This is a genomic window from Skermania piniformis (genome assembly GCF_019285775.1).
GTDB classification, from domain to species: Bacteria; Actinomycetota; Actinomycetes; order Mycobacteriales; family Mycobacteriaceae; genus Skermania; species Skermania pinensis.
Genome location: NZ_CP079105.1, coordinates 782,444 through 798,883, shown reverse-complemented (window position 1 = coordinate 798,883; position 16,440 = coordinate 782,444). Strand labels below are relative to the sequence as shown.

Below are 16,440 nucleotides of genomic sequence, written 5' to 3'. Positions count from 1 at the left end.
CCGGAGCAATGGTGCGGTGGGCATACCCCCGCGGGCGTGGCGGGTTCGACCGGCGCGGGGTCGTCCGGCGCGGCCGGGTCCCGCTGGAATATGTTCCGGCGGAAGGGCTGAGGCCGTGAAGTTCATCCAGTACTACCTGGATTGCCTGTCCCACGCCTCGTACCTGATCGGCGACGAGAGCACCGGGCGGGCCGTCGTGGTCGACCCGCAACGGGATGTCTCGCAATACCTCGACGACGCCGAGGAACTCGGCTTCACGATCGAGCTGGTGATCGAGACGCATTTCCACGCCGATTTCGTCTCCGGACACCTGGAGCTGGCGGAAGCCACCGGCGCCACGATCGTCTTCTCCGCGGTGGCCGACACCGAGTTCGAGTTCATGGGCGTCGCCGACGGCGAACGGTACTCGCTCGGCGAGGTGACGCTGGAGTTCCGGCACACCCCGGGCCACACCCCCGAGTCGCTGAGCGTCGTGGTGTTCGAGCATGCCGACGACACCGTTCCGTACGGCGTGCTGACCGGCGACGCCCTGTTCATCGGCGACGTGGGCCGGCCCGACCTGCTCTCCTCGGTCGGCGTCACCCGGGAAGAGCTTGCCGATCAGCTCTACGACTCGCTACACACCAAGCTGATGACGTTGCCGGATGCGACCCGGGTCTATCCCGCGCACGGCGCCGGTTCGGCCTGCGGGAAGAACCTGTCCACCGAGCGGTGGTCGACCATCGGCGAGCAGAAGGAGACCAACTACGCGCTGCGGGCGCCGGACAAGCCGACGTTCATGGAGCTCGTCACCCAAGGCCAGCCGCCGGCGCCCGGCTATTTCGGCTACGACGCCGTGGTCAACCGGACCGCGCACGAGCTGCTCGACGAGAACAAGCCGCCGGAGCCGCTGACGTATCAGCAGGTCACCGCCGCCATGGCGGCCGGGGCGATGCTGGTCGACGGCCGCAGCCCGGAGGGGTTCGCCCAGGGGCACCTGCACGGCGCGATCAACGTCGGGCTGGACGGCCGGTACGCCGAGTTCGCCGGCTCGATCCTGCCGACCGACGTGGACATCGTGCTGTGCACCGAACCCGGGCAGGAGATGGAAGCGAAGAACCGGCTCGGCCGGATCGGCTTCGACCGGGTGATCGGCTTCGTCGCCGACCCGTTCGCGACGATGGTGGAACATCGGGACGAGGTCGGGCAGGCGTCCCGGCTCACCGCCCGGGCGTTCGGCCGGCGGGTCGACGAGGTTTCCGGGCTGCAGATCGTCGACGTGCGCAATCCGGGTGAGGCCGACGCCGGCATGATCCCGGCCGCGGTGAACATCCCGGTGGGCCGGCTGCCCGATCGGCTCGCCGAGCTGGACCCGGCCGCACCGACGGTGGTCTACTGCGCGGGCGGTTATCGGTCGTCGGTAGCGGCCAGTCTGCTGCGGCAGCGCGGTTTCGCCGACGTGAGCGATATCGTCGGCGGATACAACGCGTGGGTCGAATCCACCCAGTCTGCGGAAAGAAGCCGGTGATGTGGGAAAAGAGTCAGCGATGATCGGCGATCAGGAATCCATCGATTCGGTGCTCAATCGATTGCGCCGGGCGCACGGTCAGCTCGCCGGCGTGATCGCGATGATCGAGCAGGGCCGCGACTGCAAGGACGTGATCACCCAGCTGGCCGCGGTGAGCCGGGCGTTGGACCGGGCCGGATTCAAGATCGTGGCGACCGGGTTGCGTGAGTGCCTGGCCGGTGCGGCGGACGGATCGGAGGCGCCGATGACCGAGGCCGAGCTGGAAAAGTTGTTCCTGGCGCTGGCCTGACCCGAAGGCGCGGCCGGGCATAATCGCCCGATGAGCAACGCTCCGCTGATCGAGCGGTATCTCGGCGTACCGCTGCTGCGCCTGCACGATGCGGTGTATCAGAAGACGAACGGCCGGATCGGGCACCGCTTCCCGGCCATGCCGCCCAGCCTGCTGCTGCACACCGTCGGCGCCAAGACCGGCCAGGCCCGAACCACGTCGCTGACCTATGCAAGCGACAACGGCTCCTACCTGATCGTGGCGTCGAACGGCGGCCAGGACCGATCGCCCGGCTGGTACTACAACCTCCGGGCACATCCTCAGGTCGAGGTCAACGTCGGGCCCAAGCGATTCCCGGTCACGGCGACGGTGCTGTCGAACGCCGACGATCCCGAGTACGCCCGGCTCTGGCAGGTGGTCAACCGGAACAACCAGAACCGGTACCGCGGCTACCAGAAGCGCACCGCGCGGACGATTCCGATCGTCGTGCTGACCCCGCGCTGAACACCGCCTGATCCGGTCACGCCACCGTCACCGCCGGGTTGCCGGCTTCCGGTCCCCGGGCCACGTCGGTTCCAACCGGATCACGCCCAGCCCACGGGTGGTGTAGCGGCCGATCCCGGCGTACTCGGCGAACCGGAGCAACCGGTCGAACAGCTCGGCCACGACCGGATCCGGGCAGACGTAGCGGACCCGGCCGAGGAAACCGGACACGGTGAGCCCGGCCAGCGGCAGCATCTGGCTGCGGCCGTCCACATCGCTGATCCAGACCTTGCTCCACCCGGTCGGCTCGACCTCGATCGCACCGTCGGGGTGCACCGCGTTCCAGCGCTGGAGCAGCGAGCGGGCCACCGGGAACGGGTCCGGCCACGGGGAGAAGCGGCTGCCGTTGCCGAACGCGGTCGGGGTCAGGTAATGGACATCCCAGGCCGTCGCGCCGGTCGGCTCGGCTAGCTCGGCCCAGTCGATGCTCGCCATCGGCTGCGGACCGGTCACGACGCGACCGTGCTGGCCGCCGAGCCGAACCGCCCTGCCCTCCGCGACGCCGGCGTGCAGGCAGTCCCGAGCTCCCGGGGTCAGCGTCGCTACCTCCACCACCCCGACCCCGTCCACCACCCGCATCGGCCGCACCGACCACGGCTTCGGCGACGTCCAGTGCGCGTCGTCCACCCAGCCGCTGGCGACGGCGTGCAGGTGGTCGAGCTTGACCCGGCCGGGATCGATGCCGGTGAGGGGGATGGCCCAGCGGGTGGGCACGGCTACACCTCCGCCTGGTTCACGAACCGACCGAGACTCCGGCATCCGATGATCTGCGCCTGGTCGTTACGCACCTCGTCCACGGGAAACAGCAGATCGAAACGATGCTGCAGGGCCTGCGCGGTGATCCTGGAGACGACGTACCAGGTGCCGTCCACCGGTTCGGGCAAGCCGGTCACCGTGTCGGCGTAACTCAGGTCGACCACTGGCGTGGTGATGCCGTTCAGGCTCACCTGATGGGGTGTGCCGCGTGTCTCGCCGATACGGGCCGGGGTCGATGAGCGATCCGCCTGCAAGACGATCGATTCACCGTCGAAGACCCGGAGATCGTGCGGCAGGAGGTTGACGATCGTGCCCGCGACCGGGACGGGTGGCCAATAGGGCGGCGTGGCCGGCTGGCTGGGGTGCACTCGCATGATCTGCACGCTGCCGCTCGCCCCGGCATCGTGGTTGGTCGTGCTCGGCGAGAGCAGAGATAGCCGCCGCCACGGGCTGATCCAATTTCGTGACTGCACGCCGGAGTTGCGAAGTTGGAGATATGCGGCGAACTGGCGCCCGGCGAGCACACCGACGACCTTGGGGACGCTCGCCGAGACGGCGACGACTGCGTTGGGATATTGCTCCAGCGCCCGCAGAATGGCGAGGGCCACCATTCGGGCGGCGTCTTCGGGCGTCATGTCGGCAGACCGGTGCCGCCACGACTTCCTTCCGACGCGGACACCAGGTCGTCCATCCGGATCGGTGCATATGCCCGACCGGCCATATGCCATCGAGATATCCGCCGCGCGACCGAACACTTCTTGGTCGGCTGCGCGCCGATCGTTCTCGGTCACCAGGCGACCGATGGTCAGGTGGAAATCGATGCGAACCAGCTGAACGCGCGAATCGCGGGTGGTAGGGGAGCGTGGAACTGAGTGGTCGATCGGCTGGGCGGATACCGTAAAACCGGGGACAGGGTTGTCGCCATTGAACTCGATCAGCTTTGCATTCTCCGGCAACGGCCAGTCGTAGCCGAGCGCGAACGCGATCGGCCAATGCGAGTTCGGCGCAACCTCGAATGAGGACGAAGTGTCGTCCGTGATCCCGGCGATCTGCAGCTGGGCCCGCGCCTGGGCGACGAACGACGCCACGTCGACCGACCGCTCGGTGCCGAGATCAAGCGAATGGACGACGCTGCGGTAGTCCAGCGCTCGTTGCTGTGCGTGGCCGTTCGCCGCGGCGTGCAGATCCGGTGCTCGCTCGTCGAGAATGCGCACGTAGTAGAGCGTGCCGTTGCTGCGTCGCAGCACGGCCGCGATCGCAGTGAACGCCACCACCGCAAGGATGAGACCGAAGGCGAGGCGCACCCGATAGTGAGTCGAGTTCAGTGTGTCGAACAGCGGTTTATCAGAAGCGTTCGGCAGCCAGTCTTCCACGACGAGACCGACCACTGCGGTTGTAACGACCAGCAGCGACGCCAGCGTCACGGCGATGAACTGCCGCCGGAAGCGCCCCCATTGCGCCTGCAGGAACCGTCCAACCCGGCCCAGCGCGCTCCAGATCATGCTCACTTCTTCAAGTAGGGCAGAGTGGGCGGGGAATCAGCGCCCGATGCTGGCAGCGATCGGAAATGCTTGCCGCGCTCGTTGGCCACGAACCACTCGTAAAGCTTGTCTCGGGGGGCCGACGGGTCGCCTGCGTCGTCCGCAGGGCGCGGATAGTGCACCGGTGCGCCGTCGAAGCCGAGCGCGGCGTCGAGGAACTGATCTCGTAGGTCTTCGAGCACAAGGCCGAGCAGTGCGGTCGCGACGACGAGCGTGAACGAAAACGCGATGGCGACGAGCGAGCATGGGATTCTCAGCAGTCGCTGCCAGAGTGACCGCGGAAATGCCCTCATCGAGGCCGCCACTCGTCCAGGTAGGGGAGAGTCGGTGGCACATCGGTCCCGACCTCGGGAAGCCAGTAACGGTAATTCTTGTCCTGCTCGTTGGCCACCCACCACTTGAACAGCTCTGACTGCGGCGCCGACCGGCCGCTGTATTGGCCGATCGGACGATGGCGTGGATAGTGCACCGGCACCCCGACAAAGCCGAAGGCGATGTCGAGGTACTCGCGGCGAATCCTGGCCAGCTCGGCATTGCCGCGCAGCGTCTTGTCGTAGTCGGTCACCAGTTCCTGCAGAACTGGCTCAGCACACGGATGCGGCGTATCCGACAGCGAGCGGTATCGCCGGCCGAGATCAGCAGCCGTAAATAGCTTTACCTCCGGCCAATCGGCCGTCACGCGCACTGCGCCGAAGCCGAGCGGCTTCCCTAAACCCATCGTCATCGACGCTTCGTCCGGCAGAGCCAGGAGCCAGAGCAACGCACCGAGCTCGACCGCGGTCAGGTTCTGGACGAACAAGGTGGTTCGGAAGGTGATCCCTGGTCGCACCCAGCTCTTGGCAGCAACCGCAACCTTGTTCAGCTGATTGTCGTCGGCGGCCGGAGTGACGCCCAGGTATTCGCGATAGCGCCGGCCGCTTTCGACGTCGATCGTGTTGCCGGTGTCGTGGAAAGACGGGTCCCAATAGTCGGAGGCGCCGGACCGGCCGTCGAACACCTCCGGCTGTGGCAGGTAGAACTTGCGGCCGCGCAGCCGACTGTTGGACCCGGCATAGCCGTCAGCGACGTTGCGTTCTCGTCCGTTGTTTCGCGGACGCTGCTGTCCGTCCCCGCCGTAGAACCGATACTGGGTGGGCTTCGGCGAATTCAGAATGCCGAGGCGAACAGCTTGAGCGAAGTGCTCGACCGCCGGTACGCCGCCGGCGGCGAGGTCGAGCGTCGGCGCTCCGACTCGGAGCTGACCCCGATAGGCGCGGGGCCCTTTGACGTCGTCGTCTCTCTTTCCTTCTTGTTCGTCTTGCTTTTGTTCCTGCCGAACCCACCCGAAGACTCGGTCGGCCGGCGACAGAGCGGTGTACTCGGTTGTCGGCCGATTGCGTGATGGGATCGACGTGCCAGCGGCGACTGCGAATTCTCGGCGACCGACCATCGCAGCTGTGAACCACGGTGTCTTTATCGTCTTTGTCCCGGTCTTGTCCTTGGTTTCGTCGAATCCGACGTGCAGGGTCCGGCCCGGACGCCAAGCCCATTTCTGCGCGCTGGTCGCGGACTGCGCATATGTGCCGTAACTGCTGGCCCGAATCGCGGCCGACTCAGTGTCGTGTTCGTTCAGGTAGGCAGCGAGAATTCGGTTCCAACTGTCGCGATGGTCATCACCGACCCGCAACAAGTCGGTATCGAAGTCGACCTTGGTGCCACGGTCGGAAGGGTCGGGCAATTCGGTAACGCAGAGTCGTTCATCGTGCTTCCCGGCGAAGGGTGCGTATGTCCAGTGCAGTCGACCGCGGACGCGTAACGCACAGGGACTCGCTGGAATGCTGACGCGGCCGCCCGGGCTCAGGTTGCTCGCTGTTGCGGGCAACGCGCCGCTGGCCGGAGCGATGTCGGACACTCGCCAGAAGTGGTAGGTCAGCGGCTTTCCGCTGGGGGTGTAAACGGTGTGCTTCAACAGCTGGATCCAGGCCAGCACCTCCTGCATGTCGAGATTCTCGGCAGCAACGCCGAGTATCTTGGCGAAGCGGGCCTGATCGGTAGTCGGCACATGCGGGGCGGGTAGCGGATCGCTTCCGCGCCAGCCCTTGGGCCGCAGGTGTTTCACGTACTTGACGACGTATTGCCCCGGCCGGTTCGGGTCATCCTCGATCACGCCGGGGTGCAAGCCCAGTGCCTCCTTCGGAATCATTCGGATCGAACCCCGCTGGTTGTGGGTCTCGCTGACCACGCCATAGGTCGAGTTGGTGATCGCCTCGTACGCCGAGCGGAGCATCCCCTTGACCGAGGAGCCGGTCAGCAACGGAGCTTTCGTTCGCGCTTCGCCGTGCCGGCCGCGGGTACGGGTGCCGACCTCGCGCGGATGCTCGTCGCTGGCGGGCGTCGCATAACTCTGATCGGGCAGAAGAAGTGGGGTCCGCGTGGTGATAGTGATCGGGATCGTGCCGGTGTAGGTCCCGTCGACGAACGCGGCGTGTCCGGCCGGGGTGCCGTTGCCGAGTCCGGTCGGGTCTTTCTTGGGCCGGCTCGGGGTGGAGACGAAGTTGTACGGATTGATGAACTGATCGACGCCAGCGGCCGTTCTGGGGCCCTGTGGACGGTTGGGATCGTTCGGAACCTGGACGGTCATCGCGCCTCCACTCCGGTCAGCCGTTGGTCGACAACACCGACGTTGCCGTGGTGGTCTCTTGTGACATAGTCGATTACTGCCAGCGCTAGCTGACTACCCTTCTCGGGTTGGGTTGCGAGCGGGAACCAGAGGTGTCCGATCCGGCCGGTGCGGACTTGTGCCCAGCCGTCGTTGTACTTGCCGGTCGCGGCGCCCCACAGCAGCAGGGACCGGGTTTGTTTCGGCCGCAACGGATGAGCGCTGTCGGCGGTCGGCGCCCCCGAGGTCGGTTCCTCGGTCAGTACGACCGCGCGGCCCAGGTCGAAGTCGGAGGTGCGGTACCAGCGCAGTTCTCGGTCGGCGGCGAACGCCCGCAGCTCGAAAGCGTCTTCTGGGATCGTCGAGCCGTCGCGTTGTTTCGCTCGGCCATCGGTCATCCGGAACCACGGCGCGGCGCTGGGCGTATAGACGAAACCCACGGCGTCCGGACAGCTCACGGCAAACTTCTCCAGCGCCGCGGTCGGACTGATCTCGGTACCGAGTTCATGCGCGGTCAAGGTGACGGCATAGTCGACCGCCCCGTTGCCGTCAGCACTTGCCGTCACCGGTCTGCCGCCGCTGGAATCGTTCTCGCCCATGCCGTCTCCAGATCGTCGGTGAGCTCTCGGTCCGCCAACACGTCGTGCAGGCGTCTGTCGTGCAGTTCGGCCGCATGGTCGGCCCCGGATTGCCCGTGGAAGGTGAATCGGATCTCGGTGGGATCGGCGGTCACCGAACCGAGGCCACGGGTGGTCCCGAAGCCGATCGGCAGCCAGCCCTCGGCGAAGTCCCGCAGCACGAACATCAGCAACGCCAGCAGTGCGTCGACCGAGGCACCCGTACCCTCACGGGCTCGCCCGACATCGAGATCGAGGACCAGATCCGACCAGACATCGTCGCCGACCACGTAGGGCTCGAGCGCGGTGTAGAGCAGCTTGTCCGCAGCGGCGCCGGACCAGCGGTCGATTGCGTTGCGGGATGCGATGTCGAACCAGAGCCCGGCGGGTTCGGTCGCGGTGTTCAGCGCTTCGACCGCGTCAGCGAAGGCGCGCCGTCGCTGCTCGACATCGCCTTCCCCGTTGCCGCCGTTCGCGCGCACCACCTGCCAAAGATCGGTCGGGACCGATACCCGGCTGGTCACGTCGTGTACGGCGAGCAGGCCCCGCCGGCCGGCCTCGCGCTGGTGGTCGGTCGCTTCGCCGAAGAGGTCGCCGATCGTCGGCAGTCCGGCGGCCGCGGCCAACTGATCGACGAAACCGGCTTCGGCGGTGACTGTTTCACCGGTCAGCGTGCGCACTATGCGTTCGGCGTGGCTGCGCAGTGTGCCTTTGATCGAGGACCCCGGAATCAGCAGCCGTAGCTGGGTGCCGTCGCGGGCGGTCGCCGGAAACGAGTCGGAGACGCCGTCGTCGGCAACCTTGGACAGCACCGGGCCGAGGGCTCGCCACGGCACGGTGATCCGCAGCGTTCCCGCCGGCGGGCCATCCTGCGACGGCGTCACGTCGATCTGCTCCGACCTCCCGCCGAGCAGCGCGAGCAGCCCGACCCGGCTGGCCAGGTCGTCGCGGCGCAGCTCCGGCCGGAGCAGCCGCATCCGGCCGAGACCACGGGTTGTCGCTGCCCCGACGGAAAGGCCGGGACCGGCCAGCTGGGCGCCTATCTGTCGTACCAGGTCATGAGCTGTCTGGTTGTCGGCTTCGTCGGGCACATCGATCGCCAGGTCGAACTCGAACGCTGTGCCCGGCGGCACCACGTAGCGGGTGTAGAGGTGCCTCTCCGCGGCCGCGCCGGTCACCCGATCGATCGACACGCCGTCCCGGATTTCCAGCTGGACCGGGCCGACCGCCGGGGCGTCCGCCACCACGATCCGCGAGGCGTGTGCGTTGCGATCCTCGTCCGGGTTACCGGTCAGGTCGTGGCCCCACCACTTCGTGAGGTCATCGCCGAGCGCGGCCCGGATCACCCCGGCGAGCGACGAGCCGGGCAGGATCACCCGATCCTGACCGTCCCGGACCTGCCCGAGATCGACGGTTCCGTCGGGTCCGAGGCCACCGACGTGGACCGCAGACAATGCGGTCAGATTGCCGGTGAGGCGGTACCGAGCATGGAGTCGACGCATCAGGAGTTCGCCTCTCGCAGGTTCGCGATCCGGATGACCTCCGTCAGGTACAGCTGGACCGCATAGTGCGCCAAGTGGGTGCGGATGGCGTCGTCCAGGTCGGTCGGGACCGGGCCGAACAGTATCGGCCAGACCGGGTGCTCCGGGTTTGTCGGCTCGGTGTCGAGCAGCCTACCGAGCCGGGTCAACTGGTCCCCACCCCACACCGACGCCCGTTTCGGACCAGCCAGCCAGGCGCGCACCCCATCCCGGTCGTCGATCCGGTTGAGTACTCCGCGCAGATTGCCCCGCTGGGTTCGAGTGACCGTAGATCCGAAGTAGGTTTTGGGGTCTGTCGCAGCGGCGGCGTGCACTGCTGTCCGTTCGATTGTCTTTCGCCAGGCTGCCCGCCGCAGTGCGGTGTCGACCGGGAAGTTGGTCGGTGCTGTGCTCGGCGGTGGCGGCTGGTATTCGCCGATCGAGACGATTGCGTTGCCCAACGCGGGAGGTGCCAACCAGAGTCGGCCGAACCCTTCGGCGGTCCGGTCGCCGATACCGGACCGCTCGACGCTGCTGATCATCGCCGGGGTGAGGTCGACCTCGGTGACGACGCGGACGACACTGCCCGCACCCATACCGGTGAGCGATGGGCGGGGCAGCCCCCATCCGCGCTGCCATCCTTGTCGCCGGGCGAGTCCGGTCACCGCGTTGTCGCTGACGTCGGCGAACGGTTCGCCGGGCGCCTGCCGATCGGTGGTGTCTGCGAGCCGGAGCCGACCGGGCACACCGAGCGCCTGGGCAAGCGACGCGACGAACGCGCTGGCCCGGGTATCGGGCGCGCCACGCTCGTCGCGCAGGAGCAGGTCGGCGGTCAGCCACACCGCGAACTTGGTATTCGCATCAATCCGCTTCGGAGTGGTTCCTGTTGCGGGAGAAGCGATTTCGACAGTGGCGCGGCCGTAATCGTCCTTCGACGAACGCCCGAGCCGAACCTCGCGGCTTGCGGGCTCCAGGGTCACACCGTCGGGAAGGTAGACCTGGGCGCGTAACACAGTGCCGGCCGCGATACCGCTGTAGACGAACAGCCCGCCGGTCTGTTCGGTCGGGCGCTGCCGGGTGTCGTCGATCGACGCGTGAACACCTTGGACGACGTCGACCGTGCGCCAACGGGTACAGGTCGGGTCGAGGTAGCGCTTCGGTTTCGGCTTCAGCCGGGGGTTCTCTCGATGCGGCAGAACTACATTCACGTAGTCGATCGGATCGCCGGGTTCCGCCGGGGCGGGCGCGTCCTTGGTAATCGCCAGCGCCCGAGGCCACGGCAACCCCCGGACTCCGTCGATGTCGATGGTGGCGTCGGTGACGACGACCTCGCCGGCGCGGATCAGGTCGGCCAGGTTGGGCAGGTCCGGACGCAGCTGGGCGAGCAGCATCGTGCCGGGCACCGACGTCGCGGTCTCGACTACGTTGCCGCGCTGTCCGTTGTCGATGATCAGCGGACGCCGCACCGTGACGATCAGATCGTGTGCGTGCCGCAACGGTCGGGAGCTCGCAGAGCCGCCGCGGGTGAGCGCGGCAGGGTCGGGTGTTGTCGCAGGCCACGGTTTCGGCACGGCACCGGTGGCTTTCACGGTGAGTTCGGCGAGATCGGCCATGCCGGTCAACTCGATATCGCCCCGCCCCGCCCCGCGGCGGCGTTTGCCACCGATCTGCCGGGTGATCGTCGCGGCGGCGAGCAGGAGCAATTCGGCCGGCCAAGTTTCCGCACCGTCGGGGTGCTCGACGCGCCAAGCGGCGCGCACCGCGAGCCCGGCACGAGCCCGTTCCTCGATCCGGAACATGTCTTCCTTCGCGACACCCGACGCGGGGTCGATCCGGACCCCGGCCCGCAGCGTCTTGGTTGCGGCGACCAGGTCGGCGCGGCGCAGGACCGCGCCTGCCGCTGGTGTTTCGGCCGCCGCTGCGATCGGGCCCCGGCCCACGAGCCGCAACGGCGCCGCTACGAGGGTGGCCGGTCGCGGGGCGCCGTCGGGCTCGGCAATCGACGGTTGATCGCCGAAGATCGCCCGCACCCAACGCGCCCAGATCCCGGGCTGTGTGTTGACGGGTCGACTGTTGTCGAGTGCGCTGGCGGCGATCTCAGCGCCGTCGCGGAGCATGCCGACCGCAGTCTTGGCCGGGACGTAGGGCAGCCCGATCTCGTCGGTCACGATCACCCGATCTACCGAGCCGTGCTGCCCGGTCCCGGTGCCGATGTGCCAGTCCGAGCGGAAGGTGATCGTGATATCGAAGGTCAGGTCAGGCATCACGACCCCCGGCCACCGTGCCGGTACTGACGTCGAGCAGTTCCATCGCGGTGAGCAATCGGGAGAAGTCGACGCCGTCGGGTTCCAGATGCTGGTCCAGTAGCGCGGTGAGCGAATCCGCGTACGGGTACCCGGCGGCGACCTCCTTGGCCCGGCGGGCCACCGCATCCAGGTTTGCTTCGCCCCCGGTGGTGAGCGCCTCTCGCAGAGCGTGCAGGACACCGGACGGGACTAGCGGTATCTCTTCTCCCGGTTCGTCGGATGCGACGGGTCGTATCAGGTCCATAGCCTCTTGCAGATGGTTCAGGTGTCGCTTGTCGTTGTCCCGAACGTGTTGGTCACCGCCCAGCACGATCGGCCCGGCCCATAGCTTGCGCCCGCCGAAGGCCAGCGGTTCGCGGACCTTCGCCAACTCGCGAACCGCGCTCTCGTTCAGCACATGGACATCCAGCGCGCTGAGGCCGTCGCCCTTGACTGTTTTGGCCGATGTGGTCAGCTCTTCGGCGAAGGCCACTGCGTGACTGAACGGGTGGTGTGGTTTGACGTAGACCAGCCCGCAGGCGAGGGTGATCCGTTCCGGCGCTGTAGCACTGGTCAGAAATCCGTCATCGACCCACTCGTCTTGGTTCGCGGCAACCCACTGGAGTGATTCGATCACCGGGTTGTCGCTCCCATCGGGTGCGGGTTCGTTGATCAGCCGCTCGAACTCGGCCGCCAATGCGCAGGTGAACTCGAATGCGTGGCGGCCGTCCAACAACACCGTGATGTCGTCGCCGCCGACCAGGATGGGCAGAATCCAATTCTTCGGGCGTGTGCCGTTCTCACCGGCGTCCTCATCGGCCTTCTGCTGGATAGTGGATACTGCGTTCGTGACAGCCCGCCAGGCGCAGTCCTCCAGGGTGCGGCTGATCGTCTCCAGCCGTTCGATCAACTCCGTGTCGTCATAGACGCGCCGCAGGTTGGTAAAGATGTCGCCGATGCCGTTGCCGTCCGCGTGCAGGACCCCGACCCAGCCGTTGTTGGCCACCCCGTCGCCGGATTCCAGCTCTTTCCTGCCGACAACGGCTCGTTCGACGACCTCGCCGCCGCCCAGTTTCGCGACCAGACTGTCCCGATCGTTCATCGACCGATCCCACAACGCCGCAACTCCGGGCGCCGCCGGGTAATGAACACGAGAGGTGTGGGTCCCTTCGGAAACATCACCACTCGCAGGCCGTCCGGTGAACGCGCAGAACTGGGTGTAGGGCAGGTTCGGGTCTCGGGTGATCGGGCTCGGCCGGTCGGCCCGCCACCGCGCCAGCTGACGCTGCGCTTGCCCGAGGGTTGGGCCCGCATTCGAAAGATCTTCGGCGAGATCGGTTTCTCCGACTACGCCCCAGATGTCCAGGTCGGGAGCCTCCAGTGCCGCGCGCGTGGTGACGACTTCGATGATCGCCCGCCCGGCCTCCGGGGTAGTGATCATCGTGCCGAGACCGGACGCCCGGACGACATTTCGGATCTCGACCTCGAGCTTCCCTCCGACCTGCTCGATCGCCTCGGGGATCCACTCGAACCCGACGCGCCAGATCAACCGTGACGCAGCAACATTGAGTCGCTGCTTGTTGGTCTGGAAGACCAGCTGCTGGTTGGACCCCGTCTCGATGACAACCCACCGCCGAGCCACCGCAATCCCCCTTCGCCCGACCCCGACACCGTTCACGACCGTAGTCCGCTTGGCAACCAGTAACCAGTGATGTCCTTCAAACGTGGGACGTCGGCGGCCAGCGAGAGCGGCCGCTCGAGGACCTGTTCGAGCGTGAGATCGGATCGTCCGCGCCCGGGCTACGCGACCGGTTCGCCTGCCGTTGATCGGATCCGCGCAACGCGTATCGAGCTGACCAACGATGATCTCGAGGGCCCGCTCGCCGCGGATGAGGGCGAACGATACGGCCGCGCGTGATCCTGCTGGATATCGGTGTTTGGGCGGGGCCCGTGTGGGGTGCGCACGGCCGGCATCCATGGGTCGCGGCCTGGTTCGACCAGCAGGATGATCAACTCGCTTTCTAGCGAGATCCGCCTTCGGACAGCTCGGGCTGCTCCAGTACCTCATGATCGAGAGTTTCAATTCGCTTTTTAGCGAGACTCACCTTCGGACTGGAAACCAAGCTGATCTCGATCGGTGTGGCGGACGTTTCAATTCGCTTTTTAGCGAGACTCACCTTCGGACTCGTACACCTATCTGGACGCTGCGCTGCGAAGTTTCAATTCGCTTTTTAGCGAGACTCACCTTCGGACCATGATCTTCCGCGACGAATAAGTCTGGCTCGACAAGTTTCAATTCGCTTTTTAGCGAGACTCACCTTCGGACACGAAACTGACGCCCGCTACGCCGCAATCGAGTTTCAATTCGCTTTTTAGCGAGACTCACCTTCGGACACCTGTTCGCCAGCCGCGACCTCGCCAACGAGGCGTTTCAATTCGCTTTTTAGCGGCTCATCGCAGATGAGGGTGTAGGTGTCGGCGCGTCGGTACCGGATAGGTGTCGAGGTCTCCCGAAGATGAAGGTTCTCACACGCCTCATCTGGAAGACCTCGACGTGCTCGACGCTACTACTTTCGCCCGCCCGGATCTGGACACGTTCATCGGTTTGGACGAGCTCGGTCTCGAAGTCACCGGCCAGCGGGTCGAACCGGATCGGGCGGTGCTGGCCTGCCGGGTCGCCGAACCCGATCGCTGGTGCCGCCGCTGCGGCTGCGAAGGCCGTTCCCGCGACACCGTCGTGCGCCGGTTGGCGCACGAACCACTCGGCTGGCGACCCACCACACTGCTGGTCACTATCCGCCGCTACCGCTGTACCGGCTGCGGGCATGTGTGGCGCCAAAACACTGAAATCGCGGCCGAACCCAGAGCTGGGCTCACCCGCCGGGCGCTGCGCTGGGCACTGGAAGGTCTTGTCTGCCAGCACCTCACGATCGCTCGGATCGCCGAAGGACTCGCGGTCTCGTGGAACACCGCCGTCCTCGCCGAAGGCAAGCGGGTCCTCATCAGTGATCCGCACCGATGGGACGGGGTCACGGTCATCGGCGTCGACGAGCACGTGTGGCGGCACACCCGCAAGGGCGACAAGTACGTCACGGTGATCATCGACCTCACCCCGATCCGCGACCGAACCGGCCCCGCCCGGTTGTTGGACATGGTCGAAGACCGCTCCAAACAGGCATTCAAGACCTGGCTCGCCGAACGCCCACCATCGTGGCGCGACGCGGTGGAGGTCGTCGCGATGGACGGATTCACCGGGTTCAAGACCGCGGCCGCCGAGGAACTGCCCGCCGCGACCGCGGTCATGGACCCCTTCCATGTCGCGAGACTCGCCGGCGACGCCCTCGACCGGTGCCGACGCCGGGTCCAGCACGACACCATCGGACACCGCGGCCGCGCTGGTGATCCGCTCTACCGGGCCCGGCGCACCCTGCACACCGGCGCCGATCTGCTCACCGACCGGCAACGCGAACGACTCGAGCAGCTGTTCGCCGACGACGCCCACGCCCAGGTCGAAGCGACCTGGGAGATCTACCAACGGATGGTCGCCGCCTACCGCGAACCCGACCGCAGGCGCGGCCGTGAACTGATGACCGAGCTGATCAACTCGGTCAGCGACGGCGTCCCGAAAGCCCTGACCGAGATCCGCACACTCGCCCGGACCCTGACTCGTCGCGCCGACGACATCCTGGCCTACTTCGACCGGCCCGGCACCAGCAACGGCCCGACCGAGGCGATCAACGGCCGCCTCGAACACCTCCGCGGCTCCGCCCTCGGCTTCCGCAACCTCACCAACTACATCGCCCGATCACTACTCGAGACCGGAGGCTTCAGACCCCGACTACACCCTCGATTGTGAAGAGCCTTTTTAGCGAGACTCACCTTCGGACACTGCACCCCGACGACGAGGCGACATGGTCCGACACGTTTCAATTCGCTTTTTAGCGAGACCCACCTTCGGACTTGCTGCTCTGGGTACCGGCAGATACGCCGGTAGACGGTTTCAATTCGCTTTTTAGCGAGACTCACCTTCGGACAGGCCGGCATCACGGCGTTCCACCTCCGCGGCGGGTTTCAATTCGCTTTTTAGCGAGACTCACCTTCGGACAGGCGGACAGAGACAAACACCAAGGATGGCTCGAAGAGGGTTTCAATTCGCTTTTTAGCGAGACTCACCTTCGGACCGGTCTACATCGACACGAGTGAACGTTCCGCCGAGACAGTTTCAATTCGCTTTTTAGCGAGACTCACCTTCGGACAGGGCGTCTGGTTGGTGGTGTCGATCATCACCGGTTTCAATTCGCTTTTTAGCGAGACTCACCTTCGGACCGCACGATGTGATGTAGTGAGCTACGGTAGCTCTACGTTTCAATTCGCTTTTTAGCGAGACTCACCTTCGGACAATATGTAATCGTGCCGCCGATGTCCGCTGGTCTAAGTCGTTTCAATTCGCTTTTTAGCGAGACTCACCTTCGGACACCGAGGACCCGGACGTGATTCGGGCACTGCGTGTTTCAATTCGCTTTTTAGCGAGACTCACCTTCGGACGGGGGTGTGTGGTGTGTTGTTGGTTGTCGACGGATCAAACTGTTTCAATTCGCTTTTTAGCGAGACTCACCTTCGGACGGGTAGCAAGATTGTTAGTAAAGTGGGGATGGGTGTTTCAATTCGCTTTTTAGCGAGACTCACCTTCGGACGAGCACGAACACAAGTATGGAGAGGGACACGAGAGTTTCAATTCGCTTTTTAGCGAGACTCACCTTCGGAC

The 16,440-nt window shown here is 66.0% G+C and carries 11 protein-coding genes, 1 pseudogene and 2 CRISPR repeat arrays (1 of these 14 running past the window's edge); of the genes and pseudogenes, 4 read left to right on the top strand and 8 right to left on the bottom strand.

From position 1 onward, the window contains the following. The first annotated feature begins 115 nt into the window (after positions 1–115). The 3 genes from KV203_RS03645 to KV203_RS03635 are packed head-to-tail and all read left to right on the top strand — an operon-like array spanning position 116 to position 2,279. Positions 116–1,507: an MBL fold metallo-hydrolase gene (locus KV203_RS03645; RefSeq protein WP_066466662.1), complete on the top strand. Its 1,392-nt coding sequence runs from the start codon at positions 116–118 to the stop codon at positions 1,505–1,507. A 19-nt stretch (positions 1,508–1,526) separates the two neighbouring features. After that, positions 1,527–1,796 (top strand): metal-sensitive transcriptional regulator, encoded by a 270-nt coding sequence (locus tag KV203_RS03640; protein WP_066467076.1) that lies wholly within the window; start codon positions 1,527–1,529, stop codon positions 1,794–1,796. Between the two features lie 30 nt (positions 1,797–1,826). Then, positions 1,827–2,279: a nitroreductase family deazaflavin-dependent oxidoreductase gene (locus tag KV203_RS03635; protein WP_066466663.1), complete on the top strand. Its 453-nt coding sequence runs from the start codon at positions 1,827–1,829 to the stop codon at positions 2,277–2,279. 27 nt (positions 2,280–2,306) lie between these two features. Here KV203_RS03635 and cas6 read toward each other — a convergent pair whose 3' ends face one another. The 8 genes from cas6 to KV203_RS03595 are packed head-to-tail and all read right to left on the bottom strand — an operon-like array spanning position 2,307 to position 13,317. After that, entirely contained in the window at positions 2,307–3,032 is a 726-nt protein-coding gene (cas6, locus tag KV203_RS03630) for a CRISPR system precrRNA processing endoribonuclease RAMP protein Cas6 (protein WP_066466664.1), read from the bottom strand. Positions 3,033–3,034: 2 nt separating this feature from the next. After that, complete coding sequence (locus KV203_RS03625) at positions 3,035–4,576, bottom strand: hypothetical protein (RefSeq protein ID WP_066466665.1); 1,542 nt, start codon at positions 4,574–4,576, stop codon at positions 3,035–3,037. Between the two features lie 2 nt (positions 4,577–4,578). Further along, positions 4,579–4,908 (bottom strand): hypothetical protein, encoded by a 330-nt coding sequence (locus tag KV203_RS03620; RefSeq protein WP_157079622.1) that lies wholly within the window; start codon positions 4,906–4,908, stop codon positions 4,579–4,581. Beyond that, positions 4,905–7,235: a TIGR03986 family type III CRISPR-associated RAMP protein gene (locus tag KV203_RS03615; RefSeq protein WP_066466667.1), complete on the bottom strand. Its 2,331-nt coding sequence runs from the start codon at positions 7,233–7,235 to the stop codon at positions 4,905–4,907. Before KV203_RS03615 ends, KV203_RS03620 begins: the two co-directional genes overlap by 4 nt. Then, positions 7,232–7,819 (bottom strand): type III-D CRISPR-associated protein Csx19, encoded by a 588-nt coding sequence (csx19, locus tag KV203_RS03610; protein ID WP_157079623.1) that lies wholly within the window; start codon positions 7,817–7,819, stop codon positions 7,232–7,234. Before csx19 ends, KV203_RS03615 begins: the two co-directional genes overlap by 4 nt. Continuing rightward, positions 7,816–9,372 (bottom strand): RAMP superfamily CRISPR-associated protein, encoded by a 1,557-nt coding sequence (locus KV203_RS03605; protein WP_066466669.1) that lies wholly within the window; start codon positions 9,370–9,372, stop codon positions 7,816–7,818. Before KV203_RS03605 ends, csx19 begins: the two co-directional genes overlap by 4 nt. Further along, complete coding sequence (locus KV203_RS03600; RefSeq protein ID WP_066466670.1) at positions 9,372–11,654, bottom strand: RAMP superfamily CRISPR-associated protein; 2,283 nt, start codon at positions 11,652–11,654, stop codon at positions 9,372–9,374. The genes KV203_RS03605 and KV203_RS03600 overlap by 1 nt, the downstream gene beginning before the upstream one ends. Beyond that, on the bottom strand, positions 11,647–13,317 hold the full coding sequence (locus KV203_RS03595; RefSeq protein ID WP_066466671.1) for a Cas10/Cmr2 second palm domain-containing protein: 1,671 nt from the start codon (positions 13,315–13,317) through the stop codon (positions 11,647–11,649). The genes KV203_RS03600 and KV203_RS03595 overlap by 8 nt, the downstream gene beginning before the upstream one ends. Positions 13,318–13,751: 434 nt before the next feature. Then, positions 13,752–14,069: direct repeats of the CRISPR family, unit length 37 nt; unit sequence GTTTCAATTCGCTTTTTAGCGAGACTCACCTTCGGAC. 160 nt (positions 14,070–14,229) lie between these two features. On the opposite strand from KV203_RS03595, the pseudogene KV203_RS03590 reads away from it, so the two are divergent. Further along, positions 14,230–15,522 (top strand): annotated as a pseudogene (locus tag KV203_RS03590) (ISL3 family transposase); the annotation flags it as partial. Between the two features lie 3 nt (positions 15,523–15,525). Then, positions 15,526–16,440: direct repeats of the CRISPR family, unit length 37 nt; unit sequence GTTTCAATTCGCTTTTTAGCGAGACTCACCTTCGGAC (it continues 882 nt past the right edge of the window).

Coding starts and splice junctions, on each gene's coding strand:
- KV203_RS03640 (WP_066467076.1), top strand. CDS start 1,527: ATGATCGGCGATCAGGAATCCATCGATTCGGTGCTCAATCGATTGCGC.
- KV203_RS03635 (WP_066466663.1), top strand. CDS start 1,827: ATGAGCAACGCTCCGCTGATCGAGCGGTATCTCGGCGTACCGCTGCTG.
- KV203_RS03625 (WP_066466665.1), bottom strand. CDS start 4,576: ATGATCTGGAGCGCGCTGGGCCGGGTTGGACGGTTCCTGCAGGCGCAA.
- KV203_RS03620 (WP_157079622.1), bottom strand. CDS start 4,908: ATGAGGGCATTTCCGCGGTCACTCTGGCAGCGACTGCTGAGAATCCCA.
- KV203_RS03615 (WP_066466667.1), bottom strand. CDS start 7,235: ATGACCGTCCAGGTTCCGAACGATCCCAACCGTCCACAGGGCCCCAGA.
- KV203_RS03605 (WP_066466669.1), bottom strand. CDS start 9,372: ATGCGTCGACTCCATGCTCGGTACCGCCTCACCGGCAATCTGACCGCA.
- KV203_RS03600 (WP_066466670.1), bottom strand. CDS start 11,654: ATGCCTGACCTGACCTTCGATATCACGATCACCTTCCGCTCGGACTGG.